This window comes from Rahnella sp. PAMC25559 (assembly GCF_050632365.1).
In the GTDB taxonomy this organism is placed as follows: Bacteria; Pseudomonadota; Gammaproteobacteria; order Enterobacterales; family Enterobacteriaceae; genus Rahnella; species Rahnella rivi.
This window is the reverse complement of sequence record NZ_CP192543.1, coordinates 1,877,254-1,903,078: the sequence shown is the minus strand read 5'-3', so window position 1 is coordinate 1,903,078 and position 25,825 is coordinate 1,877,254. Positions and strand designations below refer to the sequence as shown.

Below are 25,825 nucleotides of genomic sequence, written 5' to 3'. Positions count from 1 at the left end.
TTATAAGTCGTCTACATAACCCAGGCTACGCAGCGCACGTTCATCATCTGCCCAGCCGGATTTGACCTTAACCCACAATTCAAGATGAACCTTCGCTTCAAACATGTTTTCCATGTCCTGGCGTGACTCGATACCGATCGTCTTGATTTTTGAGCCTTTATTACCAATAACCATTTTTTTCTGGCCTTCACGTTCTACCAGAATCAGGCCATTGATATCGTAACCGCCGCGCTCGTTACTCACGAAACGTTCGATTTCAACGGTCACTGAGTAAGGCAGCTCTTCGCCGAGGAAACGCATCAGTTTTTCACGGATGATTTCAGAAGCCATAAAGCGCTGTGAACGGTCAGTAATGTAATCTTCAGGGAAGTGATGAATCGCTTCCGGCAGACGCTTACGAACAATGCTGGCAATGGTATCCACGTTGATACGTTTTTCCGCCGACATTGGGACGATATCGATGAAGTTCATCTGCTCGCTGAGGAACTGCAGGTGCGGCAACAGCTTCGATTTGTCAGTGACATTATCGATTTTGTTGATCGCCAGCAGCACCGGCGCTTTGATATCGCGCAGTTTGTTCACGACCATTTCGTCGTCAGGCGTCCAATGGGTGCCTTCAACAACAAAAATAACCAGCTCAACATCACCGATGGAACTGCTCGCAGCACGGTTCATCAGGCGGTTAATCGCCCGCTTTTCTTCCATGTGCAGCCCCGGGGTATCAACATAGATGGCCTGATATGGGCCTTCAGTATGGATCCCCATGATCCGGTGACGGGTGGTTTGCGGTTTACGCGAAGTAATGGAGATTTTCTGCCCCAGTAATTCGTTCAGCAAGGTTGATTTGCCGACGTTTGGTCGGCCAACAATGGCTATAAAACCACAGTAATTCTTTTCTTCGCTCATTCAAGCTCCAGCTGTATCAGCGCTTGTTCCGCTGCCGCCTGCTCGGCTTTTCTGCGACTTGAGCCGGTTCCTACAACCGGTTGGCTCAAGCCACTGACCTGGCAGTGGATGGTAAACTCTTGGTCGTGCGCTTCACCGCGAACCTGCACAACCAGATAAGAAGGCAACGGCAGATGGCGACCTTGCAAAAACTCCTGTAAACGGGTTTTTGGGTCTTTCTGCTTATCACCGGGACTGATTTCGTCTAAACGACTACGGTACCAATCGAGAATCAGCTTTTCGACGTTCTGGATATCACTGTCCAGGAACACGCCGCCAATGAGTGCCTCCACCGTATCCGCAAGAATTGACTCACGGCGGAAACCACCACTTTTTAATTCGCCCGGCCCTAAACGCAAGCATTCACCGAGATCGAATTCACGTGCCATTTCAGCTAACGTATTTCCACGAACCAGCGTGGCTCGCATACGACTCATATCGCCCTCGTCAACACGAGGAAAACGTTGGTACAACGCGTTAGCAATCACATAACTAAGAATGGAATCACCCAGGAACTCTAAACGCTCATTGTGTTTACTGCTTGCGCTGCGGTGAGTCAGTGCCTGCAATAATAGTTCCTGCTGTTGAAAAGTGTAGCCCAGCTTCCGCTGAAGCCTGTTTATTACGATGGGATTCATGAGTTACCAATAGATCAAGAATGCGTCAAAAACTTCAGCATACGGAACAGGCCTGCTTCGCCCTAAGCCAATCCAAAGCTGTTTCGTTTGCAGTGGCTCTCAGTGCTTTTTAATAAAAAATTAAAATCAGGAGAGCCAACTTTTATCGCCCGAAGGGTTATTCTACAACGTGTGGACATTTAATGCTGCGCTAATGTGCCCGCGATCACTGAAGTTGCAGGGGTATTATCCTCCTGCAACTCGAATAACTCAGGGGCAGCAACAGGCGTTAATGAATTCCACCGATACGGCTTAAACGAACGCCGGTAGGCCATTCACCTTCCTGTTTTTTAAAGCTCATCCAAATGGCAGACGCTTTACCCACTAAATTCTTTTCTGGCACAAAGCCCCAATAACGGCTGTCTGCGCTGTTATCACGGTTATCGCCCATCATGAAATAATGGCCGGCAGGGACAACCCAGGTGCCCATTGGCTGCCCTGGTTGGCGGTAATAAGCACCCAACTGGTCACGTGCGCCAGGCACAGTCAGAATATGGTGCGTCACATTTCCCAATGTTTCATTGAACTGCACCAAACGGACGCCGTCCTGAGGAACATTCGCCGTTGGCGGTGTTTCAAAGAAGCCACTGCTCGCTTCGCCACCCGAAGACTGACCAAATGTCTGAACGAAATCACTGGCAACGCCGGTGTCGTAAGTCACGGCCAGCGCGGTATTACAATTACTGCCGCTCTGACAGGCTGGCTGAATAGTCACTTGCTTACTGAAAGGATCGTAAGTCACACGATCACCCGGCAAGCCCACCAGACGTTTAATATAGTCCACCTTGGTATTCAGCGGATATTTGAACACCACCACATCGCCGCGTTTCGGCTCGCCCGTTTCGATAAGTTTAGTCTGAGTAATAGGATCTTTCAGACCGTAGGCATATTTTTCTACCACGATGAAATCGCCAATCAACAGCGTAGGCATCATGGAGCCTGACGGGATCTGGAAGGGTTCATAAATGAATGAACGCACCACAAACACGACGAGCAAAACCGGGAATACTGAAGCACAGGTTTCTACCCAACCTGGCTGCTTCGCCACCTTGTTCAGCGTTGTATCGTCAACAGCACCGCCGGTTTCAGCCTTAATTTTCGCAATTTTAGCCCGACGAGCGGGTGCCAGTTTAAAACGATCAAGGCACCAAATAATCCCTGACACCAGCGTTGCAATCGCCAGAATCAGGGCAAACATGTTAGCCATGCATACTCCCTACAACTCAATTAAGGATTTATTTATTGCCGTCTTTGCCCACATGGAGAATGGCCAGGAACGCTTCCTGAGGCAACTCGACGTTACCCACTTGCTTCATGCGTTTCTTACCATCTTTCTGTTTCTGCAACAGTTTTTTCTTACGACTTACGTCACCGCCGTAGCACTTAGCCAAAACGTTTTTACGTAACTGTTTAACCGTTGAGCGGGCGATGATATGTGCACCAATCGCCGCCTGGATAGCAATATCAAACTGCTGACGCGGGATGAGTTCCTGCATTTTCTCAACCAACTGGCGACCGCGACCTTGTGAGTTACCACGGTGAGTAATCAGCGCCAGGGCATCCACACGTTCGCCGTTGATTAGAACATCAACACGTACCATGTCAGAAGCCTGAAAACGTTTGAAATTGTAATCAAGTGAAGCATAACCGCGGGACGTTGATTTCAGACGGTCAAAGAAATCAAGAACCACTTCCGCCATAGGGATCTCGTAGGTCAGCGCAACCTGGTTGCCGTGGTAAACCATGTTGGTCTGAACACCACGTTTCTCAATGCACAGCGTAATGACGCTACCCAGATATTCCTGAGGCATCAGCATGTGGCATTCAGCAATAGGTTCACGCAGTTCCTGAATATTATTCAGCGCAGGAAGTTTAGACGGGCTGTCCACGTAAATGGTTTCGTTACTTGTGGTCACCACTTCGTAAACTACCGTCGGAGCCGTGGTGATCAGGTCTAAATCGTATTCACGTTCGAGACGTTCCTGAATGATTTCCATGTGCAGAAGACCCAGGAAACCAATACGGAAACCGAAGCCTAACGCTGTAGAACTTTCTGGTTCATAGAACAGAGAAGCATCGTTCAGGCTGAGTTTGCCCAGCGCGTCACGGAAGTTTTCATAATCGTCGGAGCTGACCGGGAACAGACCGGCATAAACCTGTGGCTTCACTTTCTTAAAACCAGGCAGGACTTTATCCGCAGGATTACGTTGCAGTGTCAGAGTATCGCCCACCGGTGCGCCGAGGATGTCTTTAATCGCACACACCAGCCAGCCCACTTCACCACAATTAAGAATATCTTTATCGACACGTTTTGGCGTGAAAATACCCAGACGGTCAGCGTTATAAACCTGTCCGGTACTCATCACTTTAATCTTGTCGCCTTTTTTCATGGTGCCGTTTTTGATACGCACCAGAGAGACGACACCAAGATAGTTATCGAACCAGGAGTCGATGATCAGAGCCTGTAAAGGCGCGTCAGGGTCGCCCTCTGGCGGAGGAACATCACGCACCAGACGTTCAAGCACTTCAGGGACACCAACACCGGTTTTTGCGGAACAACGCACCGCATCCGTCGCATCGATACCCACGATATCTTCGATTTCCTGAGCAGCACGATCGGGATCGGCGGCTGGCAGGTCGATTTTGTTCAGAACAGGAACGACTTCCAGATCCATTTCCATCGCGGTGTAGCAGTTAGCCAGAGTCTGAGCCTCTACGCCCTGCCCTGCATCCACGACCAGCAACGCGCCTTCACACGCCGCCAGTGAACGGGAAACTTCATAAGAGAAGTCAACGTGGCCCGGCGTGTCGATAAAGTTCAGGTGATAGACCTGACCATCTTTCGCTTTGTAATCGAGGGTCACGCTTTGGGCTTTGATGGTGATGCCACGCTCACGCTCCAGATCCATCGAGTCGAGGACCTGCGATTCCATTTCACGGTCGGACAACCCACCGCAAATTTGAATAATACGGTCGGACAGCGTCGACTTACCGTGGTCAATGTGGGCAATAATGGAGAAATTTCGTATATGCTTCATTATAAAAGTTTTTCTGCCTTGGTATTTCTGGATCATTCGCCATGAACATACAGCGACGGTTTGTAGGTTGGCTGTCTTTCGCCTGAGTCGCAGCATTCTACATGCCAGCACTGTGAAAACCTAGTCTCGACATCCCCTAAGTCCAGATTATGCAAGCTTTGCCAACGGGCTGAACTCACATTGACAGCGGATCCCTCCTGCCAGCTTCCCCGAAAGGGACCTCACGATTTTACTGCGAACCTCTGCGCATCACCCTAAGACAACATACGCTTTAGGAAAATACCCATATACAAAATGCATTATTAAAACCTAATATGTTGTTATAAAAAGAAAATATGATTTCAAAAATATCATTCAACTGCCCCATTCTTCCTTAAGCATCTTTTATTTTTTAACTCAATCCGGTCACAAGGTTATCATCATGATCAATGAAGGGCGGCTGCTTAGTCAGCATGGCTTTGCCAAAGCCAACTCGTGGATCACTCTGGTCCTGTCAATTCTCTTACTGGTCGCCGGAGCAGTGCAACTTGCCTTACTGCTGACCGTTGATCACTCAACTAACAGTCTCTACAGCGTTTTCTTTACTGCACTGCTGAGTATTGCGCTGGGCGTTGTGCTGATCTTTTTACGACGCCTGATCCGGCCTCAGCAAATATATCAGCTGCATGAAAATGGCATTTTGGTTATAAGTCAGGAAGATAAGAAAAACAGGTTCATCCCTTTTGAAAGGATTATGGATATATATCGTTTCAGGACGGGAAAATATACGCGACGGATTTTAAATACCATGCTGTTTCGCGAAGAAAATAGCAGAATCTGGCACCGTATCACCCCAAATATTGCGAACTCAGAACGGTTAATCGAGATCATTAAAACCGAACAACTGATTTTTCGGGGCCCGTGGGCATTAAATACTCTGGCTCAGGGCGGGGATATCCATTTCACCAGCATGACCCATTCACACTGCGGCTTAAAACGGTTTTTCAGTATTAAGCTTATGATGATGAATGAGAAAAAAATCAGACTTAGCGCGCTGGCACTCAATGCAGATGGCGGTAAAACAGTACCGATAGAGGATATTCAGTTTATCAGTGGTGGCAGCAACAGTCCGCTGGTCAGACTGCTCGATAAACATGGCAGAATTTTGTTCTCCGTGCCCTACACATCATTGTCCAGCGCCGATCTTTTTATCGCACTGATCGAACATATGATTCAGAACCGGATCCCGGTCAGGCATTAGAGTGAGAATATTAAGGCCGTTATATCACCCGATATAACGGCCTCAAATCAGGAAGGAAGTTTCTGATCGTGATCTGTGGCATAACGGAATGCATTGGGGGGAAGACCCACCTGCAAAATAACGGGCTGATAACCTGACTTGCCATCGACTTTAGCTGCCAGGGTTTTAGCAATCAAAAAACCAAGCCCGCCGCCAAGTACCGCCCCAACCACTGCGTAAACATCCGCTTTCATCAGTGACTGCAGCACACCGCCACCCAGTATCACACCAAACAGCGGCGTCATATACACCAGAAAAGCAGAACGCAGCAGGCTTCCTTCAGGAATACCCAGTTCGACTTTTTGCCCTGGCTCAAGGCGTTCAGAGATGTTGACCTGCAAATTATGTTCGGTTTGCGGCCCTAATTCGTTGAGCACACGGGCACCACAGCCTGACCGTGAATGGCAACTACTGCACCCCGCCTGCGTTTCGCAACGCAGTGTAGCAATGCCGTCTTGCCACGAAACCACCGTGGCCCATTCTTTCATCATGTGATCACCCGAAAATTCTTTAGTAGAAAGCGTTATTTTGCAGCGAAGACTATGCTGTCAGCAACACGTTTGGCCGTTGAAGGCGGTAATTCACCCACAACCGTAATTTCATTTCCATTACGTATTTCTGTTTGCACTGTTCTTCGCCCCTGCCTGATCAACTGCTCGGAAGGGCCATTAGTGGTTGCACTGACGTTAACAGAGAAACTGAAAAGCCCATCAGTATACAAACGAGACTCTATCGTCACCGGCATATTTGGCAAGGTTCTGCGGCTGCTGGCCACTTCGGTGACACCCGCCGGAAGCCATTTAACCTGCCATGCAAATTTCACCTGCTCGGAAGCGGGTAAGGAAAGCACAGGAGGCAGATTTGCTTTCTCGAGATCGCCTAAGGAGGTGATGACTTGTTTATCAGCGTCACTGAAACTGATGACCCGGAATTGTTCGAGCGTTTCGCCATCGCGATCCAACAGATCAACGCGCATCGGCAATTTCGTTTCTTCATCCACCCAAATCACATAGCTAAAACGAGTTCCATCGCGAGAAACGACGCGGATAACCTGACTCAAACGGTCAGCGGCACGCGCACGCCCTACTGCGATAAAATCGTAATATTTTGAGAGCAGGGAGAAATCACTGAAAACAATTGAAGGCAGCGAATCAACGATATGATCGCCATCCAGGGTGAAGGGTTGTAACCCGGTTTCAAAGTAGCTGATGTCTTTTCCACGCTGGACAATTTCACGGCGCGGACCATCCATCAACACTAACTGAGCCAGAGAGCTTCGGTTAGATATAGCATGACGATAGCGATAGGAATCAATTCCTTGCTTCGTGATGTTGATGAAACCCATTTCATAATTCAGTGACTGGCTGGCCTTGCCCATCTCTTGTAATAAAGCCTCGGTAGGTGATTCAGCCGAGGCGATACCAGAAGAAAGCAGGCCGCCTGTCACTAAACAAACGGCAAACCAAATTTGCTTCATTACTGCGTTTGCGTTCCTAAAGACTGATTTCCAGGGACCTGAACAGCGGCTTGCTGTGGAGTAACAGGCTCAAGTTGTAGCTGCTCAGAGTGCAAGCGGCGCTGCAATTCGTAGTCCTGCAACATAGCGTTGATACGCTTGCGTTGTTCCTGCACGTTCTGTTGCCCACTGGCCGAGTTACCTTCGCTTGGTACACCGAAGCTAACAGGGGAAGCTTTGCCCATCATAGGCAGGGTATTGAACGCCGGGGTTTCTGGCGAAGCACCGGTAGCGTCAGGCTGATTGTAGTGCTGGACACCGACAATCACCGCCAGCGACACACAGGCTGCGACACCGACCTGAGTCAGCTGGCTTGCCCAAGGGCGCACCTTCTGCCAGAACGGCATTTTTTGCCAGGTATGAGGCTGAGGTTGCGATTCGGTTGCAGAGCCAGGCACCAGTTTAACCGGCTCGTTTGCCAGCGCAGCGGCCACACGATCTGCGATATCCAGATGCACCACATTCCCAATATCACCACGCAAGGTATCGCGTATCAAATGATAACTCTGCCAGTTTTGTTGAAGCGCGCGGTCTGTTGATAACGAACTTAACAGTTCGGAATCAATGGCTTCACCATCCATCAGAGCGGAAAGCTTTTCTTTCTGCATGCCTAAGTACCCTTCCTGTGTCCGTCATCTCTAACGCTGGATGAGCGGTTGAACTTTGTTATCAATTGCTTCCCGGGCACGGAATATTCGGGATCGTACCGTACCCACCGGACAGTCCATGATGGTCGCTATCTCTTCGTAGCTTAATCCATCCAGCTCCCTCAGAGTAATCGCCATGCGAAGATCTTCCGGGAGTGCTTCAATAGTACGGAAAACTATTTGCCGTAACTCTTCTGACAACATCAAGTTCTCAGGGTTCGATATTTCTTTCAGGGCGCCGCCACTTTCGAAATTTTCGGCTTCGTTTGCATCCACATCACTCGATGGTGGACGCCGTCCCTGAGCGACTAAATAATTTTTCGCTGTATTGACTGCAATTCGATACAGCCAGGTATAAAAAGCACTGTCGCCACGGAAAGATTCCAGTGCACGATAGGCTTTAATGAAAGATTCCTGAACCACATCAGGCACATCGCCCTGTGGCACGTAGCGGGATACCAGGCTCGCTACCTTATGCTGGTAACGGATAACCAGTAAATTGAACGATTTTTGATCACCCTTCTGGACCCGCTCAACCAGAACTTGATCGGCTAACTGCTCGCTCATCCGAGGTAAAATCTCCCCAAAACTATCTCCGCGCATAAAGTCGTACTGCCAGCTTTCATCATTATATTCCTGAGCAAGTACTGCTTGGAGTTCACATGGAACCTTAAGTTCCACATCGCCATTGTTTTTTCTATTGAAGTCTCATGCCCGTGGCTTTTGCACGGAGGTTTAGGCTAACATGAATTTCCCTCTTCTTCTGCAAACATCATACGTTATGCAACCTTCATCTGAATTTGTTAGCGATGTATTGATAATCGGAAGTGGTGCTGCGGGCCTTTCTTTGGCTTTGCGACTTGCAGACCACTGTCACGTTACTGTTCTCAGTAAAGGCCCCCTCAACGAAGGTTCCACATTTTACGCTCAGGGTGGTATCGCCGCCGTTTTCGATGAAGCAGACAGCATTGCCTCACACGTCGAAGACACATTAATTGCTGGCGCAGGTTTATGCGATAAAGAAGCTGTTGAATTTATCGCCAGCAATGCTCGCCATTGTGTTCAATGGTTAATCGACCAGGGAGTCCTGTTTGATACCGAAACGAACGCCAGCTCAGAAGAGCGTTATCACCTGACCCGTGAAGGTGGTCACAGCCACCGTAGGATCCTGCATGCTGCTGATGCAACAGGTAAAGAAGTAGAAACTACGCTGGTAAGTAAAGCAAGAGCGCACCCCAATATTTGTGTTAAGGAACGCTATAATGCGGTGGATTTAATTACCTCCAGCAAAGTTGGATTAGCCGGTACTCAGCGGGTGGTGGGCGCGTACGTCTGGAACCGTGATAAAGAGCATGTCGAGACGCTGCGAGCCAAAGCCGTCGTTCTGGCAACGGGCGGGGCAGCAAAAGTGTATCAGTACACCACCAATCCGGATATTTCCTCCGGCGATGGCGTTGCCATGGCCTGGCGGGCGGGCTGTCGTGTTGCTAATCTCGAATTCAACCAGTTTCATCCGACCTGCCTCTATCATCCTCAGGCACGCAATTTCCTTCTGACTGAAGCCTTGCGCGGCGAAGGTGCCGTGCTTAAACGCCCCGACGGCTCACGCTTTATGCCGGACTTTGATGCACGTGGCGAACTGGCTCCGCGCGATGTGGTTGCCAGAGCTATCGACCATGAAATGAAGCGTCTCGGCGCAGATTGTATGTATCTGGATATCAGCCACCGCCCACCGGAATTCATCAAACATCACTTTCCGATGATTGATGAAAAGCTGAGCTCACTGGGCATTGATTTGACCAAAGAAGCGATTCCGATTGTTCCTGCAGCGCACTACACCTGTGGCGGCGTAATGGTTGATCAGCATGGGCGAACCGATCTTGATGGCCTCTACGCTATCGGTGAAGTCAGTTATACCGGTTTGCATGGCGCAAACCGTCTGGCCTCGAATTCTTTACTGGAATGCGTGGTTTACGGCTGGTCAGCGGCTGAAGATATCATCAAGCGCCTGCCTCACGTCAAACTGGCGAAAAACCTGCCGCAATGGGACGAAAGCCGGGTAGACAACTCCGATGAACAGGTCGTGATCCAGCATAACTGGCATGAGTTGCGATTGTTTATGTGGGATTATGTCGGGATCGTGCGTACCACGAAACGCCTCGAACGCGCGCTGCGTCGCATCATGACCCTGCAACAGGAAATTGATGAGTATTATGCAAACTTCCGCATTTCAAATAACCTGCTCGAGTTGCGCAATCTGGTGTTAGTCGCCGAACTGATTGTCCGCAGCGCCATGGAACGTAAGGAAAGCCGCGGGCTGCACTACACGCTGGATTATCCTGATTTACAGGAAAATCCACAGCCAACCATCCTCCAGCCCTGATGACGCGAAGTGCGAAGGAACGCACTTTTCTCATTTTTGCCTTTAAGTGCACTCTTCTCAGTAATTCAGATAAAAATCCGTGATCAATGCGCAAAATTCTTCGCTGTAGATCCCTTCAGATTTTCGCAGTGCCAGTTCTTGATCCCGCAATTCTGCGGGTTGCTTTGAGAGCGTGAGCAGCAGCCGGTTTAAAGGTTTACCCGGACGATCCCGTACGGCCATCCGCCAGTGGCTGAACCAGCCTTTCTGATGGGCCATGGTTTCAAATGCCATACCAATCTCATAAGGCAGCACAACGCTGAACACACCGTCAGGCGTGATGAGCTTTGCGGCGCACTCAAGCAGAGCATCGTGGGTCAGCGTTTCGGTATAGCGCGCCGCATTACGGGCCTCATCGCGGCAGGCCACTGCCGACTCAAAATACGGCGGATTGCTGACGATCAGGTCATAGGTTGCGGGGTGTGCTTCGGCAAAGAGATTGATATCCTGCTCAAACACAGCCAGCCTTTTCGCCCAGCAAGACTCATGGAAATTCTCAGCAGCCTGTCCGGCTGCTGCGGATTCCAGTTCAACCGCATCAATTTGCGTTTGCGGGCCGCTGCGCTGTGCCAGCATCAATGCAATAAGACCGCTGCCACAGCCGATATCCAGAATACGTCGTGCCTGCGTCACAGGAGCTGTAGCGCCCAGCAGAACACCGTCTGTACCGACTTTCATCGCACAACGGTCATGGGCGACAAAGAACTGTTTAAAGGTAAATCCATTACGTCGTAAAGGCTGAGTGGAACTGGCTTCTTTTGTCACTAATTTCACCGTAATTGCGCCTGCCATCAGGCCTGTGAACGAAAACTGACGTAGCATAGGGCAAAGAGATGCAGAGGAAAAGGCACACAAACCGCTTAAATAGGTGAAGATCGCGTCTAACACGTCTATAATCGGCGCCCCAAGTAGAGGTAGACCATGACTGTAACGAATTTTTCCGAACTCGAACTCGATGAACGCCTGTTAGACGCCTTAGGCGAAAAAGGCTATACCCGCCCGACTGTCATTCAGGCAGAGGCAATTCCGCCTGCAATGGACGGACGCGATGTGTTGGGTTCGGCTCCTACCGGCACCGGCAAAACAGCGGCATTCCTGTTGCCTGCATTGCAACATTTGCTGGATTTCCCGCGTAAGAAATCTGGTCCGCCACGTATTCTGATCCTCACGCCAACGCGTGAACTGGCCATGCAGGTTGCCGATCAGGCTCGCGAACTGGCAAAGCATACCGATCTGGATATCGCAACGATCACCGGCGGTGTGGCTTATATGAACCACGCTGAAGTCTTCAGCGAAAACCAGGACATCGTCGTTGCGACGACCGGCCGTTTGCTGCAATACATCAAAGAAGAAAACTTCGATTGCCGCGCCATTGAAACGCTGATCCTTGATGAAGCCGATCGCATGCTGGACATGGGTTTTGCTCAGGATATCGAAACGATTTCAGCCGAAGCACGCTGGCGTAAACAGACGTTGCTGTTCTCCGCAACGCTGGAAGGGGAAGCCATCCGTGAATTCGCCGAACGTATCCTGACCGAGCCGGTCGAGATCGAAGCCGATCCTTCACGTCGCGAGCGCAAGAAGATCCTGCAATGGTATTACCGCGTCGATGATGTGCCACACAAAACACAGATGTTGATCCACCTGCTCAAACAGGAAGATGTCACTAAATCAGTGATCTTCGTGCGTAAGCGTGAACGTGTACATGAACTGGTTGCATGGCTGCGTGAAGCAGGGATCAACTCCTGCTATCTGGAAGGCGAGATGGTTCAGGTCAAGCGTACTGAAGCCGTCAAGCGTATGGTTGAAGACCGCGTAAACGTGCTCGTTGCCACCGATATCGCCGCGCGCGGTTTGGATATCAATGACATCAGCCACGTCTTTAACTTCGACCTGCCACTGACTGCGGATATCTATCTGCACCGTATTGGCCGTACCGGTCGTGCGGGCCGTAAAGGCACAGCCATTTCATTCGTTGAAGCGCATGACCATCTGCTGCTGGGCAAAATTGGGCGTTATTTGAACGAGCCATTGAAAGCCCGCGTGATTGATGAACTTCGCCCGAAAACGAAAGCGCCAAGCGAGAAGACTACCGGTAAGCCATCGAAGAAAGTGTTGGCGAAGCGCAAAGAGAAGCAGAAAGCGTCGCAGGAAAAATCGAAAGTGAAAGTCAAAGTTCGCCATCGCGACAGTAAAAACGTCGGCAAACGCCGCGTAAAACCTGATGCTGCGAAAGACACGTCAAAATAAGTATCCGTTAATTAACTGATACAGATGAAAAAAAACCGCCTTTTCAGGCGGTTTTTTTATGGGCATCACACCCGGGAAACCCGTTAATTACAGGCTTTCTGTGAAGGTACGGGTGATAACGTCACGCTGCTGTTCTGCAGTCAGTGAGTTGAAACGTACCGCATAGCCGGAAACGCGGATAGTCAGCTGTGGATATTTTTCAGGATGCTTCACAGCATCTTCCAGAGTCTCGCGACGCAGTACGTTTACGTTCAGGTGTTGACCCCCTTCCACGCGTACAGTCGGTTGAATTTCCATTGGCACTTCACGGTATTCAAACTGGCCCAGTTCGCTTACAGCCACGATCTGGTCTTCCGCATAACCTGCTTTCGCACATACGCAGCGAGCTTCCGCTTTTTCATCATCCAGCAACCAGAAAGAGTTTTTCAGTGCTTCGTTGTTGGTTTTGGTAATTTGGATCCCGGTGATCATATATTGCCTCCATAATTGGCTACGATACTGTTAATTGATGGGTATCAGATTCTTACAGCAATCTGTTGTTCCTGCTCTCAGATATAACAGCACTACACCCCGCAATCTTTGACTAATATCAATCTTTTCAGTGTGGTCATTTCCTCATCACCGCATATTTATGTTTTACATCAATTTTTCCAAGCCTCTCGCTTAAATTATTTTTGTAAATTATCAATAAAATTTGCATACAAATCCTCAAGCCGCAGATAACTATGGGTAAAAGGAGGTGCGGGTTTCACTGTGATGAACGAGCAGGTAAGCTACGCCCATCAAAATAACCTTAAAAAGGAGAGCGTCAATGTCCACCACTCTCACCTGGCATGACGTGATTGGTCAGGAAAAAGAAAAACCTTACTTCATTGATACATTGAAGTTTGTCGCAGCGGAACGGGCTGCGGGCAAGACCATTTATCCACCGCAACAGGATGTGTTTAATGCATTCCGTTCAGCGGAACTGGCGGATGTGAAAGTCGTCATTCTCGGGCAGGATCCTTACCACGGGCCAAATCAGGCTCATGGACTATCATTTTCAGTGCGTCCCGGCATTCCTGCTCCTCCTTCGCTGGTGAATATGTATAAAGAGCTGGTGACCGATATTCCGGGGTTTGAGCGCCCAGGCCACGGCTACTTACAGAGCTGGGCCGATCAGGGCGTGCTGCTGCTCAACACGGTATTAACCGTGGAAGGCGGACAGGCACATTCACATGCCAAGCTGGGTTGGGAAACGTTCACCGATCGTGTCATTGCGGCGCTGAATGAAAATCGCGAAGGGATTATCTTTTTACTCTGGGGTTCTCACGCGCAGAAGAAGGGCAATATTATCGACCGAAACCGTCATCATGTGTTGAAAGCGCCACACCCTTCCCCACTTTCTGCACACCGGGGGTTTCTGGGATGTAAGCATTTTTCACAGGCAAATGCTTTACTGGAACAGCAGGGCCTCACGCCGATTAACTGGACGCCTGTACTACCCGATCAGGCATAAAAAAGAGGCACCCGCAAAGGTGCCTCTCTCATTAAATCAGTCTGTTGAAAACAGAATCAGGCCTTGGCTTTAGACACCGCAACCATCGCAGGACGTAACAGACGGCCATTCAGCGTATAACCCTTCTGCATCACCATGATAACGTGATTAGGTTCTAGCTCTTCGGATTCCATCATCGTCATCGCCTGGTGCAGTTCAGGGTTGAATGGCACGTGAATATCACCCACCACTTCCATACCGAACTTACGAACCGCATCCAGCATTGATTTCAGGGTCAGTTCTACCCCCTCAATCAGACCGGTCAGCTCAGGGTTAGATTTATCAGCCAAATCGATCGCACGTTCCAGGTTATCAATCACTGGCAGCAATTCGCCGGAAAATTTTTCCAGGGCGAATTTATGTGCTTTCTCAATATCCAGCTCGGTGCGGCGACGGACGTTTTCCACTTCCGCTTTAGCACGCAGCAGGCTGTCACGCTCACGCTGCTGGACTTCTTTCAGCTGTGCTTCTAATTCAGCAATGCGTTCATCGCGCGGGTCAACGACATCTGCCGCCTGAGTTTCCGCTTCCGCATGCAGCTCTTGTTCCTGATTCAGTTCTTCAGAGACTTGCTCGTCAGGTGTCTTATGTTCTTTACTACTCATGAATATCTCCGCGTTTTAGCATTAATCTTGCTAGTTGGCTTATTATGGGGATCAAAACCGGGGTTTCAAGGTTTGGTTTTGAATGAAACCGGTCATAATGCAGGAGTCATCACACCCTGCTGAGGATAACCACAGCGATGAATAAAAAATTTAAGTGCATTGGGATCGTCGGACACCCTCGCCATCCTTCCGCACTTGCCACCCACGAAATGCTCTATCACTGGCTAATTTCAAAAAATTACCAGGTGATTGTCGAGCGGCAGGTGGCGCAAGATTTAGCTCTTGAAGGCGCACAAACCGGTAGTCTGGCAGAAATCGGGAAATTAGCAGATCTGGCCGTGGTGGTGGGCGGCGACGGCAATATGCTGGGCGCAGCCCGCGTGCTGGCGCGTTATGACATCAAAGTTATCGGCATCAACCGCGGCAATCTGGGATTTTTGACCGATCTGGATCCCGATAACGCGTTACAGCAACTGGATGACGTTCTGCAGGGCGAATATATCAGCGAGCAACGCTTCCTGCTCGAAGCGATGGTGCGCTGCAAAGATCAGCAATGTCGTGTGAGCACGGCCATCAACGAAGTGGTTCTGCACCCCGGTAAAGTCGCGCACATGATTGAATTTGAAGTCTATATCGACGACAAATTCGCGTTTTCACAACGTTCGGACGGGCTGATTATTTCAACACCGACCGGTTCGACCGCGTATTCGCTGTCCGGCGGCGGGCCAATCCTGACCCCGACTCTCGAAGCGATAGCGCTGGTGCCCATGTTCCCGCATACGCTCTCAGCCCGACCGCTGGTGATCAACAGTAACAGCACGATTTGCCTGCGCTTCTCGCACATGAGTACCGACCTGGAAATCAGCTGTGACAGCCAAATCGCGTTGCCAATTCAACCAGGCGAAGAAGTGGTGATCCGCCGCAGTGAGTTCCATTTAAACCTGATTCATCCGAAAGATTACAGCTATTTCAATACATTGAGCACTAAACTCGGATGGTCGAAAAAATTGTTCTGATCCTTAAAAAATAATTCGCCAGCCCCTTTACTGTATATAAAACCAGTTTATACTGTATGTAATTACAGGTCTGTTGTTATGTACAGGAAGGTGATCATGCTGACGCAATTAACTATCAGTAACTTTGCTATTGTCCGTGAGTTAGAAATCGATTTTCATGCAGGGATGACGGCAATCACCGGGGAAACCGGTGCTGGTAAGTCCATTGCTATTGACGCGCTCGGACTCTGTCTCGGGAATCGCGCCGACGGCAGTATGGTACGCCTGGGTGCAAGCCGCGCAGATATCTGCGCGCGCTTCACCCTTGCCGACACCCCTTCCGCTAAAGTCTGGCTGGCGGAAAATCAGCTTGATGAAGGGCATGATTGCCTGCTGCGTCGTACAATCAGTAATGACGGACGCTCGCGTGGTTTTATCAATGGTACACCGGTGCCCCTGTCACAGTTGCGTGAGCTGGGCCAGCACCTGATTCAAATCCATGGTCAGCATGCTCATCAGCTTCTGCTCAAACCCGAGCATCAAAAACATCTGCTGGACGCCTACGCCGATCAACCTTTGCTCTTGGCTGAAATGCGTCAGGCATATCACAACTGGCATCAGAGTTGCCGCCAGCTGGCGCTGTATCAGCAACAAATCAACGAACGTGAATCCCGCCGTCAGTTATTGCAATATCAGTTGAAAGAGCTCAATGAGTTCTCACCGCAAGCGGGTGAATACGAGCAAATCGATGAAGAGTACAAACGCCTGGCAAACAGTGGGCAGCTTCTCTCACTCAGTCAGAGTGCGCTGTACTTACTGGCGGATGGCGAAGACCAGAATATTGTCAGCCTGCTTTACACCGCTCGTCATCAACTCGCCGAACTGGCCGAGCTCGACAGCAAAATGAATGAGCTGATCGTCATGCTGGATGATGCCTCAATTCAAATCAGCGAGGCCAGCGACGAGCTTCGCCACTACAGTGAACGTCTGGATATGGATCCAAACCGCTTGTTTGAACTTGAACAGCGCTTATCCCGCCAGATGAATTTAGCGCGCAAACATCATGTCCGGCCAGAGGAGTTACCGGAGCATCACCGCCAGTTACTCGAAGAACAGCAGGCGCTTGATGATCAGGAAACCAATCAGGCTGAACTGAGTGAGGCTGTCCAACATCATTATCAGCAGGCCATCGCGATTGCCGGGCAGTTGCACGAAAAACGTCAGTATTTTGCTGATGAGTTAACGCACCTGATCACGCAAAGCATGCAGGCATTGTCCATGCCGCACGGTAAATTTAAAATTCAGGTCCAGTTCGAGCCTGAGCATTTAAATATGGAAGGCGCTGATCGCCTTGAGTTCCAGGTCACTACCAATCCGGGTCAGCCATTGCAGGCTTTAGCCAAAGTGGCATCCGGCGGCGAGCTTTCACGTATCGCGCTGGCTATTCAGGTGATCACCGCGCAAAAAATGGAAACGCCGGCATTGATTTTTGATGAAGTGGATGTGGGTATCAGTGGTCCTACGGCTGCCATTGTAGGTCGCTTACTGCGTCAGTTAGGTGAATCAACACAGGTGATGTGCGTGACGCACTTACCGCAGGTTGCAGGTTGTGGTCATCAGCATTATTTTGTTAGCAAAGAAACCGACGGCGAAGTGACAGAAACGCAAATGAATCGCCTGGATAAAAAGGCGCGTTTGCAGGAACTGGCGCGTCTTCTGGGCGGAAGTGAAGTCACCCGAAACACCCTGGCTAATGCAAAAGAGTTGCTCGCAGCGTAAAAAGCTCAACTTTTTTACAGTTCAGCGGTCATACAGGTGCCCCGCAAAGGTTTCAAACTGATGAAAGGTCTATTATCATCGGCATCTTATGCCCTAAAGGAATGTAATGACTATGCGCTGTAAAACGCTAACTGCCGCCGCTGTAGCTCTTGTAATGCTTACTGCGGGCTGTTCCACTCTGGAAAAGGTGGTTTATCGGCCTGACATTAACCAGGGGAATTACCTGTCTCCTGCTGATGTTCAAAAAATTCACACCGGTATGACTAAGCAGCAGGTGGCTTATGTTCTTGGCACACCGATGCTGCACGACCCGTTTGGCAGCGATGTCTGGTTCTACGTGTTCCGTCAGGAACCGGGCCATGAAGGCGTCACTCAGCAAACCCTGACTCTGACCTTTAACGCATCAGGCACGCTGACTAATATCGATAACAAACCGACATTGTCCGACCAAAAATAATCGCCCGGTGTGATGGTCGTTGGTAATCACCAAACATCATCTTTCAGGGTAAAAAAATAAGGCGCCTCAGGCGCCTTATTTTTTGGAGCGTTCTGCGCGAATGCGCCGTAACTCTTTCGGGTCAGCAATCAGCGGCCTGTAAATTTCGATACGGTCGCCATCATTGACGATATCCGTCAGTTTCACCGGACGACTGTAGATACCGAATTTGTTCTTTTTCAGGTCTATATCTTTGCGTAATTCAAGTAAGCCCGAGGCCTGCAGCGCATGTTCAACATTACACCCCTCTTCCAGCTTAACGGTTCGCAGATACTGACGCTCCGGTAACGCGTACACCACTTCAACACGGATCTCAGACACTGTAGACCTCTTTTGCCCTCAGGGTGAATGCCTGAACCATACTGCCAGCAAGTTCCTTAAAGATTTTACCGAATGCTAATTCAATCAGTTTGTTCGTAAACTCAAAATCAAGGCTGAGCTGCACTTTACAGGCTTCCGGGCTAAGCTCGATAAAATCCCAGCCCCCGGTAAGCTTACGAAATGGACCATCAACCAGTTGCATATCAATACGCTTATTACTGATTAACGTATTCTTCGTCGTAAAGGTTTTGCTGATACCCGCCTTCGAGACGTCAACAGCGGCGGTCATCGACGTATCACTGTTATCCAAAATACGGCTACCAGTGCAACCCGGCAGAAACTGCGGGTAAGCATCAACATCATTCACTAACGTGTACATCTGCTCCACGCTAAACGGCACAAGCGCAGAACGACTTATCTGTGGCATATCATTTTCCAGGTGTCATAAAACGTACAGATAATACCATTTATCCGCCCGGTAATAAAAACTACGAAGCACAGGGAGCCAAAACAGGAAAAACCACAGTCTCAGACGCGTGGGGATTTCATTCGGCAACGCTTACAGTATAATAAGTATCACTATGACAAAGAAAAAAGCACATAAACCCGGTTCCGCGACTATCGCGATGAACAAACGCGCTCGCCATGAATATATCATCGAAGATGAATTTGAGGCGGGGCTTGCTTTGCAGGGATGGGAAGTCAAATCGATGCGTGCTGGTAAGGCAAACATCACTGACAGCTACGTCACATTCCGCGACGGTGAAGCCTTTTTGTTTGGCGCAACCATTCAACCTCTTAATGTCGCGTCGAGTCATATCGTCTGCGACCCTACACGTACAAGAAAATTACTGCTGAACAAACGTGAACTTGAAACGCTGTTCGGTAAAGTCAGTCGCGATGGCTACACCGTCGTCGCACTTTCCATGTACTGGAAAAATGCCTGGTCGAAAGTAAAAATCGGTCTGGCTAAAGGTAAGAAAGAGCACGACAAGCGCGATGACATTAAAGATCGTGAGTGGAAAGTAGACAAAGCACGTATCATGAAGCACGCAAATCGCTAAGTCTCTGGCTTAGCTTGGTGTTTTGCTGGTATACTGCGAAATAGTACTTGGGGCTGATTCTGGATTCGACAGGATTTGCGAAGCCCAAGGAGCATGCCGAGGGGCGGTTGGCCTCGTAAAAAGCCGCAAAAAAATAGTCGCAAACGACGAAAACTACGCCCTAGCAGCTTAATACCCTGCTTAGAGCCCTCTCTCCCTAGCCTCCGCTCTTAGGACGGGGATCAAGAGAGGTCAAACCCAAAAGAGATCGCGTGGACACCTTGCCTGGGGTGAAAGCGTTAAACCCAATCAGGATAGTTTGTTAGTGGCGTGTCCATCCGCAGCTAACCGGCGAATGTAAAGATTGGACTAAGCATGTAGTGCCGACGGTGTAGTAATTCTGGACGGGGGTTCAAATCCCCCCAGCTCCACCAAATAATGATCCGGTTATTACCAGATAAGTCCGGAGAAGTCCTGAAAGCCCGCATCCTTCCTAGGTTTGCGGGCTTTTTTGTGTCTGTAGAAGTCCGAGAAGATCCGCCTGAAACCGGCGTCTATTGGTATACGAATTGGTATACGCTAAGATATATACCAATAAACGTATACCAATTAGGGAAGATCCTTGCATGGCGCGGACTACACGCCCCCTCACCCACACCGAAGTACAAAAAGCCAAAGCCACAGATAAAGACCTCACTTTGCATGACGGCGACGGGCTCTTTCTCCTGGTCAAAACCACCGGCAAGAAAATTTGGCGTTTCCGCTATCAGGTACCTAACACATCAAAACGCACCATGATTAGCCTTGGCGCTTATCCTGCACTTTCACTGGCTGATGCTAGGGAAGTACGCGCTGAGAAACTGGCGATGCTAGTCAGAGGGATAGATCCACAAGCAAGAGCTGGCGAAGAAGCTGAGAAGCTCCAAATCGCTCAGGAAAGCATTTTCGTCAATGTGGCACGTAAATGGTTCGAGCTGAAACAAAGTCACGTCAGTGAAGACCACGCTAAAGATATCTGGCGTTCTATTGAGAAAGACATCCTGCCCAGTATTGAAAATGTTCCTGTTCAGGAGCTGAAAGCACGCGCCTTGATCCAGGTGTTAGAACCAATCAAAGCGCGGGGAGCATTGGAGACGGTCAGAAGGTTAGTGCAGCGCATAAATGAAATTATGATCTATGCGGTGAATGTTGGACTGATTGAGGCAAATCCAGCTTCAGGTATAGGTAATGCTTTCGAACGCCCGAAGAAGCAGCACATGCCCACAATACGCCCTGAAGAACTGCCCAAGCTAATGCGCACCATTTCGATGAGCAACTTATCGATACCAACGCGCTGCCTGCTTGAATGGCAATTACTGACGCTAATACGTCCTGCCGAAGCATCGGCAACAGCCTGGTCAGAGATTAATATAGAGAATAAGCAGTGGTGTATACCAGCAGAACGTATGAAGGCAAAGCGTGATCATATCGTCCCGCTCTCAGAGCAAGCTTTAGAATTATTAGAGATCATGCGTCCAATCAGCGGGAATCGTCAGTACGTTTTCCCTAGCCGAAATGATCCACGTAAGCCAATGAACAGCCAAACTGCTAATGCAGCATTGAAACGTATTGGCTATGGCGGGAAACTAGTTGCTCACGGTCTACGGTCAATTGCCAGCACAGCAATGAATGAAGGTGGCTTTAACGCTGACGTAATTGAAGCAGCACTTGCGCACAGTGATAAAAATGAGGTAAGAAAAGCTTATAATCGCTCTACTTATCTGAAGCAGCGTAAAATATTAATGGAGTGGTGGGGTTCACAGGTTTACTCGAGTTTCACTGATACCGCTAAAATGATTCGTAATTTAGAAAAGGAATAATTATGCAGCCAGTATCTTTAGATTCATTAATTACAGATGCACTTCCTTGGGCAAAGAAAATAGTCGCGGATAAAATCGGCCCAATAATATACACAAAAATTAAAAAGTCCATACGAAACTTCAGAGATAGACGATTCATAGATGAAAACATGGAATCATTTTTATCTAGAGTCAAAGGGCAATGTTCTTTAATAAATACCCTAGCCTTTCAAAATACGCCTGTTGAATTATTAAAAATATACGAACCGCTTAGTATATCAATTGATAACGAAAATGACCCCTATGAATGTATAATACACAACAACTGCGATATAATTAACAGCTTCAATCATGTTTTAATTACTGATTCAGCTGGCATGGGTAAGTCAACCATATTAAAAAGGATTGCACTTTTTTGTATCGACAATGATAAACATATACCAATTTACATTGAACTTAGAAGCATTAGAAACTCTAGCATCTCCAATCAAATAAAAAACAGGTTAGGCCTAAGCTCTGACTTTCCAGATGACACACTCAAGGAACTACCTTTTATATATTTATTTGATGGTATTGATGAAATCCCCCAGAATATAAAATCCGAGACTATACAATTTTTAAAGGAATTCTCTGAAAACTTCAAAAATAAAAAAATAATAGTAACTTCTCGCCATGATGGATTTTTATCTGAACTTTATACTTTTTCAAGATTCAAAATAATACCACTTGAATCATACCAATCATATAATCTATTAAGAAAATATGATAACTCCAGGACAATTTCCGCCACCTTAATAAAAGGACTTCAACGCGAAGAGGGTAAAATTCTTGATGAGTTTTTGTCAACACCATTGTATGTATCACTGCTTTATTGTGCTTACAAGTTCAAACCTATAATCCCTAGAAAAAAAGAATTATTCTATAGTCAAGTTTATGAAGCTTTATATGAATCACATGATTTGACTAAGGAACTTGGTTATGTACGGGAAAAACACTCAAAATTAGATTCGACTGATTTTCACTACATATTGAGAAGATTAGGCTTTTGGTGCTTAAAAAATGATGGGCGAGTTGAATTTACTAAAGTAGATCTATCTATAATAATAAAAGATATAACTTCAAATATATCTGGGATAAATGTAGATACTCCAATGTTTATCAAAGATTTAATTGAGACAGTCCCATTGTTTGTTAAAGAAGGGGCAATACTTCGTTGGTCTCATAAATCATTAATGGAGTACTTTGCTGCAATGTTCATATGTAGAGATACTAAAAACAAACAGGCTGACATCCTTAAAAAACTTTACCACAGTAATAACTCTATAAATTACACCAATCTTTTTGAGTTATGCGCAGATATTGATTACACAACATTTAGAGCTAGCATAGTTAAGGAAATATTTTGCGAATTTGTTGAAGAGACAGAGAGTAGAATATCTACTATAGAATTGAAAGGCTGCAATCGAAATGAGCATAATGCTAAATTCGTTGAAACTATTTTCACTGGTGATGTTATTGTATATATATTCGATAAACGCTTCGAATCACAAAAGCTAACTAATCTAATCGAAGGTGACATTAGTTTGTTCAAGGAGTTGCAAAAAGAAAATGCTTACATCAAAAATATGTTTTTAGAACTGTCTAATCTTTGGGTGGTCATTGCTAGAAGCGTTAATATTAAAACACATATACTTAACATTGTTAAATATCGCAATCCTGGATACTTTAGAAATTCATTAACACACACTAGTGATGACCCAAAAATAAGAAGATCGATGAGGAAAATAACTCAAGACAAACCTGAGGTAACTCTTTATATGTCTAAACGCTATTCTACACCTTGTAGATCGGTCTGTACTTTAGAACTTATCAACTCAATTATAGAGTTTGATACAAGCCCAAGATTAAAATATGAAAGCGCAATGATAGAACTTAAAGAGATAAAGCTTGATGAGAGTAATGGCATTAACATGCTCATTGACGGGTTTTAAATGTTGACTAGTTTCAATTTAAAAAGTTATACAATAGTCTGTTCTCTTATTTATCTTATGCAACTTATTTTCAGCTAACTACAGGTTGATACGATGGTGAAAGTTGGAGCTGATTTACCTCGGCGCGCGCAATTCTCCCCGCCTGCCCGCTGCTGACTTAGCTCGCTCGTTTTAATGCATGAAGAAAAGCCCCTGAAAGCCAGTGTAGCATGGGTTTTGAGCCATTTTGAGCACTCCCAATTGCATGCAAAACCATGCACCCTATGCATGCAGAGCTCGCTAGGGACAGGCTAGCCAGAGAAAAGGCTGTCAGGAGGGTCGGTTTTGCACCGCATTCATGAAAAATGCCGCCTTATTCAAAAGCGGCATTTGAGATTATTTTTTTGGGGGATTGAGACAAGCCGAAATTTATATTTTCTGCTTCAGATTTTCTCTTTTAACGATTTTACTGATGCTTTCATTCGTTTTAAATGCGCATGAGCATTCAAGCCTGGTGCACTGATAATAAGACTCCTTTGTCTTTTCGGTGATATAACGGCTTGTGCGAATATGAGCAACAGAGCTGCAAAGCGGGCAGCGCATCATTTGCTGTTACTCCTTACTTGAAGCAGCACACTCTGCCAGCTTACGTGCAAGTAACTCCCTTTTTATAGGGCTTTGTAATAGCGCCTCATCGACGCCAGGCAACGCAGGGGAATACATCCCTATTTTCTCCAGCACGGGTTCTGCATCCATGTTGAACTGCCCTATGCGAGCCGCACCGACAAGCGCGCTCCCAATTTCACTGCTGATAATTTTAGCGGGCTCAACATAATGACCCGTTTGTGTTTCCTGATAACTGACGTTGGATAACGCCAGCACTTTCAGCTTTACAGCACGAACCAGCGCCGGACTGAGATTATTGATCGCCAGTCGCCACTGATGGTCAGAATAGGCATTCAGTGCGCTGCGGTGTGCACTAATCAACTTTTGGCCCGCACTAGCACACCCCAACATTGCCGACTGTTTTTCGACATTCAATTCCTCAATCAGGTCATCGAACTCTTTAACTAATCCTTGCTGAACAGCCCGCTGACTGTGCGCATTCTTGAGTTCGTCAGTCATAACCCCGCGTGACTTGCGAAAACGCGAACGCCAGTTCTCTTCGTTCTCTTTGATTTCGCTGTACGCTGTTTCCTTTTCCTGGGTGCATCGGGAAATCGAACTTTCAATTTCATCAAGTGCACGCTTTTTCTCAGCAAACGCCGCTTTAGCCTGCTCAAAGTGTTGGATAGCGTCTTCAGCGTTTCCTGATGATGGCTTTTCGTTGTGACCGGCTTTGACCTGAAGAAAGTCCTGGATAACGGCTTCGACGGTTTTGGTTGAATCGGGTTTCATGGCATACCTCAGCAATATGTTGTCAATGTGAGGATATTGTGGGGAGGCTGACACAACATTTCTATCTGATGGCGTTTGTTCAGCGCTGGTACAACGGACTGAGATGTAAGCCAAGAAAGTGGAGGGAGTTTATATTTCTATAAATACTATTCACTACTATTCACTCTAAAATAAAATCGCATTAAATCATTAAGTTAAGTAGTGAACACTATATCTGAAGGTATTCACTCACCGTTCACTACTATTCACTGTCTTAAAAAGCCTTTTTCTGGCTAGCCCAAAATAATTTAATATTTTTTTCTATTAAAATTGAGTTCATTAATAACCAAAACCACTTAATCATTGTTCAGTAAACAACCTGCATGTCACTGTAGGCATTTGTAGGCAACTGTAGGCAACTGTAGGCATTTGGGCTTTTGTGACCTGATGTTGTTTAAAAAAACAAGCATTTTTTTTCAAGGTTTTTTAACGCAAGAGCTTGTTGCTAAACGCAAAAATATTATCAAAATAGGGGGCTCCTTAACGAAACAGCCGGTACTGGACGCGTCCAGCCGGATACTAATATGAGGTAGCACCATGCTCTCCACCGCTCAAAATACGCCCCCTTCTTCTGCCCCTGTGATGCCACCGGCCTATCCACGCGATCGCTTTATGCGACTGCCGGAAGTGATCCACACCACTGGCCTCTCCCGCTCCACCCTTTACGACTTAATCAGCCGTCAGCAATTTCCTGCCCAGATTTCTCTCGGTGGCAAGAACGTGGCCTGGCTGGCCTCCGAGATTGAGGGCTGGATGAATGACCGCATCGCCGCACGCACTCAGGAGACCATGCAATGATTTCTCTGTCTGTCGGTCATCATAATATTCAGCTCAATACACAAGAGGCGGCCTATCTTGCTGAAGGCCTAATGGCTGCCGCCTGCGGCAGAAAGAACCCTTTACCTGCATTTACCAGCAATACCCTGGGCGTGTTATCCGTGACAGCCGAAAGCGTTAGTTCTGAGGATGATTCACACTTCCGATCAAATCCGCAGCAGTCCGATCAAGTCCTGACCGATTGCTAAGGAGA

27 protein-coding genes and 1 other RNA gene are annotated in these 25,825 nt (G+C 47.8%); 13 read left to right on the top strand and 15 right to left on the bottom strand.

Annotation, left to right across the window (positions count from 1 at the left end; translation table 11 throughout):
- From era to lepA, 4 genes are all read right to left on the bottom strand, one after another.
- The gene (era, locus tag ACQZQY_RS09995; RefSeq protein WP_056770854.1) at positions 1-906 is read right to left on the bottom strand and encodes a GTPase Era; all 906 of its coding nucleotides are present in this window, start codon (positions 904-906) and stop codon (positions 1-3) included.
- On the bottom strand, positions 903-1,583 hold the full coding sequence (gene rnc, locus ACQZQY_RS09990) for a ribonuclease III (protein WP_056770851.1): 681 nt from the start codon (positions 1,581-1,583) through the stop codon (positions 903-905). The genes era and rnc overlap by 4 nt, the downstream gene beginning before the upstream one ends.
- A 268-nt stretch (positions 1,584-1,851) precedes the next feature.
- Positions 1,852-2,829 carry a signal peptidase I gene (gene lepB / locus ACQZQY_RS09985; protein WP_122096038.1) on the bottom strand — a complete coding sequence of 326 codons (978 nt, stop codon included), beginning with the start codon at positions 2,827-2,829 and terminating at the stop codon, positions 1,852-1,854.
- A 28-nt stretch (positions 2,830-2,857) separates the two neighbouring features.
- Positions 2,858-4,660 carry a translation elongation factor 4 gene (gene lepA, locus ACQZQY_RS09980; protein ID WP_056770843.1) on the bottom strand — a complete coding sequence of 601 codons (1,803 nt, stop codon included), beginning with the start codon at positions 4,658-4,660 and terminating at the stop codon, positions 2,858-2,860.
- 421 nt (positions 4,661-5,081) lie between these two features.
- On the opposite strand from lepA, the gene ACQZQY_RS09975 reads away from it, so the two are divergent.
- Positions 5,082-5,900, top strand: coding sequence for a hypothetical protein (locus tag ACQZQY_RS09975; protein WP_431297043.1), 819 nt, complete (start codon positions 5,082-5,084; stop codon positions 5,898-5,900).
- A 47-nt stretch (positions 5,901-5,947) separates the two neighbouring features.
- Here ACQZQY_RS09975 and rseC read toward each other — a convergent pair whose 3' ends face one another.
- Genes rseC through rpoE form a run of 4 tightly spaced genes read right to left on the bottom strand, consistent with a single transcriptional unit; the run spans position 5,948 to position 8,669 of the window.
- On the bottom strand, positions 5,948-6,430 hold the full coding sequence (rseC, locus tag ACQZQY_RS09970) for a SoxR-reducing system protein RseC (protein WP_431297042.1): 483 nt from the start codon (positions 6,428-6,430) through the stop codon (positions 5,948-5,950).
- Between the two features lie 32 nt (positions 6,431-6,462).
- Entirely contained in the window at positions 6,463-7,416 is a 954-nt protein-coding gene (rseB, locus tag ACQZQY_RS09965) for a sigma-E factor regulatory protein RseB (protein ID WP_183848759.1), read from the bottom strand.
- Entirely contained in the window at positions 7,416-8,063 is a 648-nt protein-coding gene (rseA, locus tag ACQZQY_RS09960; RefSeq protein ID WP_056770831.1) for an anti-sigma-E factor RseA, read from the bottom strand. The genes rseB and rseA overlap by 1 nt, the downstream gene beginning before the upstream one ends.
- Positions 8,064-8,093: 30 nt before the next feature.
- Positions 8,094-8,669 (bottom strand): RNA polymerase sigma factor RpoE, encoded by a 576-nt coding sequence (gene rpoE, locus ACQZQY_RS09955; protein ID WP_056771962.1) that lies wholly within the window; start codon positions 8,667-8,669, stop codon positions 8,094-8,096.
- 214 nt (positions 8,670-8,883) lie between these two features.
- On the opposite strand from rpoE, the gene nadB reads away from it, so the two are divergent.
- The gene (gene nadB / locus ACQZQY_RS09950; RefSeq protein ID WP_183848757.1) at positions 8,884-10,485 is read left to right on the top strand and encodes an L-aspartate oxidase; all 1,602 of its coding nucleotides are present in this window, start codon (positions 8,884-8,886) and stop codon (positions 10,483-10,485) included.
- A gap of 57 nt (positions 10,486-10,542) precedes the next feature.
- On the opposite strand, the gene trmN is transcribed toward nadB, so the two are convergent.
- The gene (trmN, locus tag ACQZQY_RS09945; RefSeq protein WP_421670468.1) at positions 10,543-11,316 is read right to left on the bottom strand and encodes a tRNA(1)(Val) (adenine(37)-N(6))-methyltransferase TrmN; all 774 of its coding nucleotides are present in this window, start codon (positions 11,314-11,316) and stop codon (positions 10,543-10,545) included.
- A 129-nt stretch (positions 11,317-11,445) separates the two neighbouring features.
- Here trmN and srmB point away from each other — a divergent pair, with 129 nt between their 5' ends.
- Positions 11,446-12,774, top strand: coding sequence for an ATP-dependent RNA helicase SrmB (gene srmB, locus ACQZQY_RS09940; protein WP_056770826.1), 1,329 nt, complete (start codon positions 11,446-11,448; stop codon positions 12,772-12,774).
- An 87-nt stretch (positions 12,775-12,861) separates the two neighbouring features.
- On the opposite strand, the gene grcA is transcribed toward srmB, so the two are convergent.
- Complete coding sequence (grcA, locus tag ACQZQY_RS09935; protein ID WP_056770823.1) at positions 12,862-13,245, bottom strand: autonomous glycyl radical cofactor GrcA; 384 nt, start codon at positions 13,243-13,245, stop codon at positions 12,862-12,864.
- A gap of 340 nt (positions 13,246-13,585) precedes the next feature.
- Between grcA and ung the strand changes: the two genes are divergently transcribed.
- Positions 13,586-14,272: a uracil-DNA glycosylase gene (ung, locus tag ACQZQY_RS09930; RefSeq protein ID WP_431297041.1), complete on the top strand. Its 687-nt coding sequence runs from the start codon at positions 13,586-13,588 to the stop codon at positions 14,270-14,272.
- A gap of 56 nt (positions 14,273-14,328) precedes the next feature.
- Here ung and grpE read toward each other — a convergent pair whose 3' ends face one another.
- Positions 14,329-14,916 carry a nucleotide exchange factor GrpE gene (gene grpE / locus ACQZQY_RS09925; RefSeq protein WP_056770817.1) on the bottom strand — a complete coding sequence of 196 codons (588 nt, stop codon included), beginning with the start codon at positions 14,914-14,916 and terminating at the stop codon, positions 14,329-14,331.
- Between the two features lie 137 nt (positions 14,917-15,053).
- Here grpE and nadK point away from each other — a divergent pair, with 137 nt between their 5' ends.
- The 3 genes from nadK to bamE all read left to right on the top strand — a co-directional run bounded on the left by nadK (position 15,054) and on the right by bamE (position 18,147).
- The gene (nadK, locus tag ACQZQY_RS09920; protein WP_056770813.1) at positions 15,054-15,932 is read left to right on the top strand and encodes an NAD(+) kinase; all 879 of its coding nucleotides are present in this window, start codon (positions 15,054-15,056) and stop codon (positions 15,930-15,932) included.
- A 96-nt stretch (positions 15,933-16,028) separates the two neighbouring features.
- The gene (gene recN, locus ACQZQY_RS09915; RefSeq protein WP_431297040.1) at positions 16,029-17,690 is read left to right on the top strand and encodes a DNA repair protein RecN; all 1,662 of its coding nucleotides are present in this window, start codon (positions 16,029-16,031) and stop codon (positions 17,688-17,690) included.
- A gap of 112 nt (positions 17,691-17,802) precedes the next feature.
- Positions 17,803-18,147, top strand: a complete 345-nt coding sequence (gene bamE, locus ACQZQY_RS09910; RefSeq protein WP_056770807.1) for an outer membrane protein assembly factor BamE — start codon at positions 17,803-17,805, stop codon at positions 18,145-18,147.
- Between the two features lie 75 nt (positions 18,148-18,222).
- On the opposite strand, the gene ACQZQY_RS09905 is transcribed toward bamE, so the two are convergent.
- Both ACQZQY_RS09905 and ACQZQY_RS09900 read right to left on the bottom strand, forming a co-directional pair.
- Entirely contained in the window at positions 18,223-18,507 is a 285-nt protein-coding gene (locus ACQZQY_RS09905) for an RnfH family protein (protein WP_136374701.1), read from the bottom strand.
- On the bottom strand, positions 18,500-18,934 hold the full coding sequence (locus ACQZQY_RS09900) for a type II toxin-antitoxin system RatA family toxin (RefSeq protein ID WP_056770801.1): 435 nt from the start codon (positions 18,932-18,934) through the stop codon (positions 18,500-18,502). Before ACQZQY_RS09900 ends, ACQZQY_RS09905 begins: the two co-directional genes overlap by 8 nt.
- Positions 18,935-19,088: 154 nt before the next feature.
- Here ACQZQY_RS09900 and smpB point away from each other — a divergent pair, with 154 nt between their 5' ends.
- The 4 genes from smpB to ACQZQY_RS09880 all read left to right on the top strand — a co-directional run bounded on the left by smpB (position 19,089) and on the right by ACQZQY_RS09880 (position 23,379).
- On the top strand, positions 19,089-19,571 hold the full coding sequence (smpB, locus tag ACQZQY_RS09895; RefSeq protein ID WP_015698410.1) for an SsrA-binding protein SmpB: 483 nt from the start codon (positions 19,089-19,091) through the stop codon (positions 19,569-19,571).
- A gap of 49 nt (positions 19,572-19,620) precedes the next feature.
- Positions 19,621-19,984: a transfer-messenger RNA gene (gene ssrA, locus ACQZQY_RS09890) on the top strand.
- Between the two features lie 192 nt (positions 19,985-20,176).
- Positions 20,177-21,409, top strand: coding sequence for an integrase domain-containing protein (locus ACQZQY_RS09885; RefSeq protein ID WP_431297039.1), 1,233 nt, complete (start codon positions 20,177-20,179; stop codon positions 21,407-21,409).
- A 2-nt stretch (positions 21,410-21,411) separates the two neighbouring features.
- The gene (locus ACQZQY_RS09880) at positions 21,412-23,379 is read left to right on the top strand and encodes an NACHT domain-containing protein (protein WP_431297038.1); all 1,968 of its coding nucleotides are present in this window, start codon (positions 21,412-21,414) and stop codon (positions 23,377-23,379) included.
- Positions 23,380-23,787: 408 nt separating this feature from the next.
- Here the strand turns inward: ACQZQY_RS09880 and ACQZQY_RS09875 are convergent, their stop codons facing one another.
- Positions 23,788-23,961 (bottom strand): ogr/Delta-like zinc finger family protein, encoded by a 174-nt coding sequence (locus tag ACQZQY_RS09875; protein WP_431297175.1) that lies wholly within the window; start codon positions 23,959-23,961, stop codon positions 23,788-23,790.
- Positions 23,962-23,970: 9 nt separating this feature from the next.
- Positions 23,971-24,756 (bottom strand): capsid protein, encoded by a 786-nt coding sequence (locus tag ACQZQY_RS09870; protein WP_431297037.1) that lies wholly within the window; start codon positions 24,754-24,756, stop codon positions 23,971-23,973.
- A gap of 576 nt (positions 24,757-25,332) precedes the next feature.
- Between ACQZQY_RS09870 and ACQZQY_RS09865 the strand changes: the two genes are divergently transcribed.
- Both ACQZQY_RS09865 and ACQZQY_RS09860 read left to right on the top strand, forming a co-directional pair.
- A complete protein-coding gene (locus ACQZQY_RS09865; protein WP_431297036.1) occupies positions 25,333-25,593 on the top strand; it encodes a helix-turn-helix transcriptional regulator in 261 nt (86 codons plus the stop codon).
- Positions 25,590-25,820: a hypothetical protein gene (locus ACQZQY_RS09860; protein ID WP_120160891.1), complete on the top strand. Its 231-nt coding sequence runs from the start codon at positions 25,590-25,592 to the stop codon at positions 25,818-25,820. The genes ACQZQY_RS09865 and ACQZQY_RS09860 overlap by 4 nt, the downstream gene beginning before the upstream one ends.
- Positions 25,821-25,825 lie beyond the last annotated feature (5 nt).

Excerpts from the sequence above, each read along its gene's own strand:
- era (WP_056770854.1), bottom strand. The coding sequence starts at position 906 with ATGAGCGAAGAAAAGAATTACTGTGGTTTTATAGCCATTGTTGGCCGA.
- rnc (WP_056770851.1), bottom strand. The coding sequence starts at position 1,583 with ATGAATCCCATCGTAATAAACAGGCTTCAGCGGAAGCTGGGCTACACT.
- lepB (WP_122096038.1), bottom strand. The coding sequence starts at position 2,829 with ATGGCTAACATGTTTGCCCTGATTCTGGCGATTGCAACGCTGGTGTCA.
- lepA (WP_056770843.1), bottom strand. The coding sequence starts at position 4,660 with ATGAAGCATATACGAAATTTCTCCATTATTGCCCACATTGACCACGGT.
- ACQZQY_RS09975 (WP_431297043.1), top strand. The coding sequence starts at position 5,082 with ATGATCAATGAAGGGCGGCTGCTTAGTCAGCATGGCTTTGCCAAAGCC.
- rseC (WP_431297042.1), bottom strand. The coding sequence starts at position 6,430 with ATGATGAAAGAATGGGCCACGGTGGTTTCGTGGCAAGACGGCATTGCT.
- rseB (WP_183848759.1), bottom strand. The coding sequence starts at position 7,416 with ATGAAGCAAATTTGGTTTGCCGTTTGTTTAGTGACAGGCGGCCTGCTT.
- rseA (WP_056770831.1), bottom strand. The coding sequence starts at position 8,063 with ATGCAGAAAGAAAAGCTTTCCGCTCTGATGGATGGTGAAGCCATTGAT.
- rpoE (WP_056771962.1), bottom strand. The coding sequence starts at position 8,669 with ATGAGCGAGCAGTTAGCCGATCAAGTTCTGGTTGAGCGGGTCCAGAAG.
- nadB (WP_183848757.1), top strand. The coding sequence starts at position 8,884 with ATGCAACCTTCATCTGAATTTGTTAGCGATGTATTGATAATCGGAAGT.
- trmN (WP_421670468.1), bottom strand. The coding sequence starts at position 11,316 with ATGGCAGGCGCAATTACGGTGAAATTAGTGACAAAAGAAGCCAGTTCC.
- srmB (WP_056770826.1), top strand. The coding sequence starts at position 11,446 with ATGACTGTAACGAATTTTTCCGAACTCGAACTCGATGAACGCCTGTTA.
- grcA (WP_056770823.1), bottom strand. The coding sequence starts at position 13,245 with ATGATCACCGGGATCCAAATTACCAAAACCAACAACGAAGCACTGAAA.
- ung (WP_431297041.1), top strand. The coding sequence starts at position 13,586 with ATGTCCACCACTCTCACCTGGCATGACGTGATTGGTCAGGAAAAAGAA.
- grpE (WP_056770817.1), bottom strand. The coding sequence starts at position 14,916 with ATGAGTAGTAAAGAACATAAGACACCTGACGAGCAAGTCTCTGAAGAA.
- nadK (WP_056770813.1), top strand. The coding sequence starts at position 15,054 with ATGAATAAAAAATTTAAGTGCATTGGGATCGTCGGACACCCTCGCCAT.
- recN (WP_431297040.1), top strand. The coding sequence starts at position 16,029 with ATGCTGACGCAATTAACTATCAGTAACTTTGCTATTGTCCGTGAGTTA.
- bamE (WP_056770807.1), top strand. The coding sequence starts at position 17,803 with ATGCGCTGTAAAACGCTAACTGCCGCCGCTGTAGCTCTTGTAATGCTT.
- ACQZQY_RS09900 (WP_056770801.1), bottom strand. The coding sequence starts at position 18,934 with ATGCCACAGATAAGTCGTTCTGCGCTTGTGCCGTTTAGCGTGGAGCAG.
- smpB (WP_015698410.1), top strand. The coding sequence starts at position 19,089 with ATGACAAAGAAAAAAGCACATAAACCCGGTTCCGCGACTATCGCGATG.
- ACQZQY_RS09885 (WP_431297039.1), top strand. The coding sequence starts at position 20,177 with ATGGCGCGGACTACACGCCCCCTCACCCACACCGAAGTACAAAAAGCC.
- ACQZQY_RS09880 (WP_431297038.1), top strand. The coding sequence starts at position 21,412 with ATGCAGCCAGTATCTTTAGATTCATTAATTACAGATGCACTTCCTTGG.
- ACQZQY_RS09875 (WP_431297175.1), bottom strand. The coding sequence starts at position 23,961 with ATGCGCTGCCCGCTTTGCAGCTCTGTTGCTCATATTCGCACAAGCCGT.
- ACQZQY_RS09870 (WP_431297037.1), bottom strand. The coding sequence starts at position 24,756 with ATGAAACCCGATTCAACCAAAACCGTCGAAGCCGTTATCCAGGACTTT.
- ACQZQY_RS09865 (WP_431297036.1), top strand. The coding sequence starts at position 25,333 with ATGCTCTCCACCGCTCAAAATACGCCCCCTTCTTCTGCCCCTGTGATG.
- ACQZQY_RS09860 (WP_120160891.1), top strand. The coding sequence starts at position 25,590 with ATGATTTCTCTGTCTGTCGGTCATCATAATATTCAGCTCAATACACAA.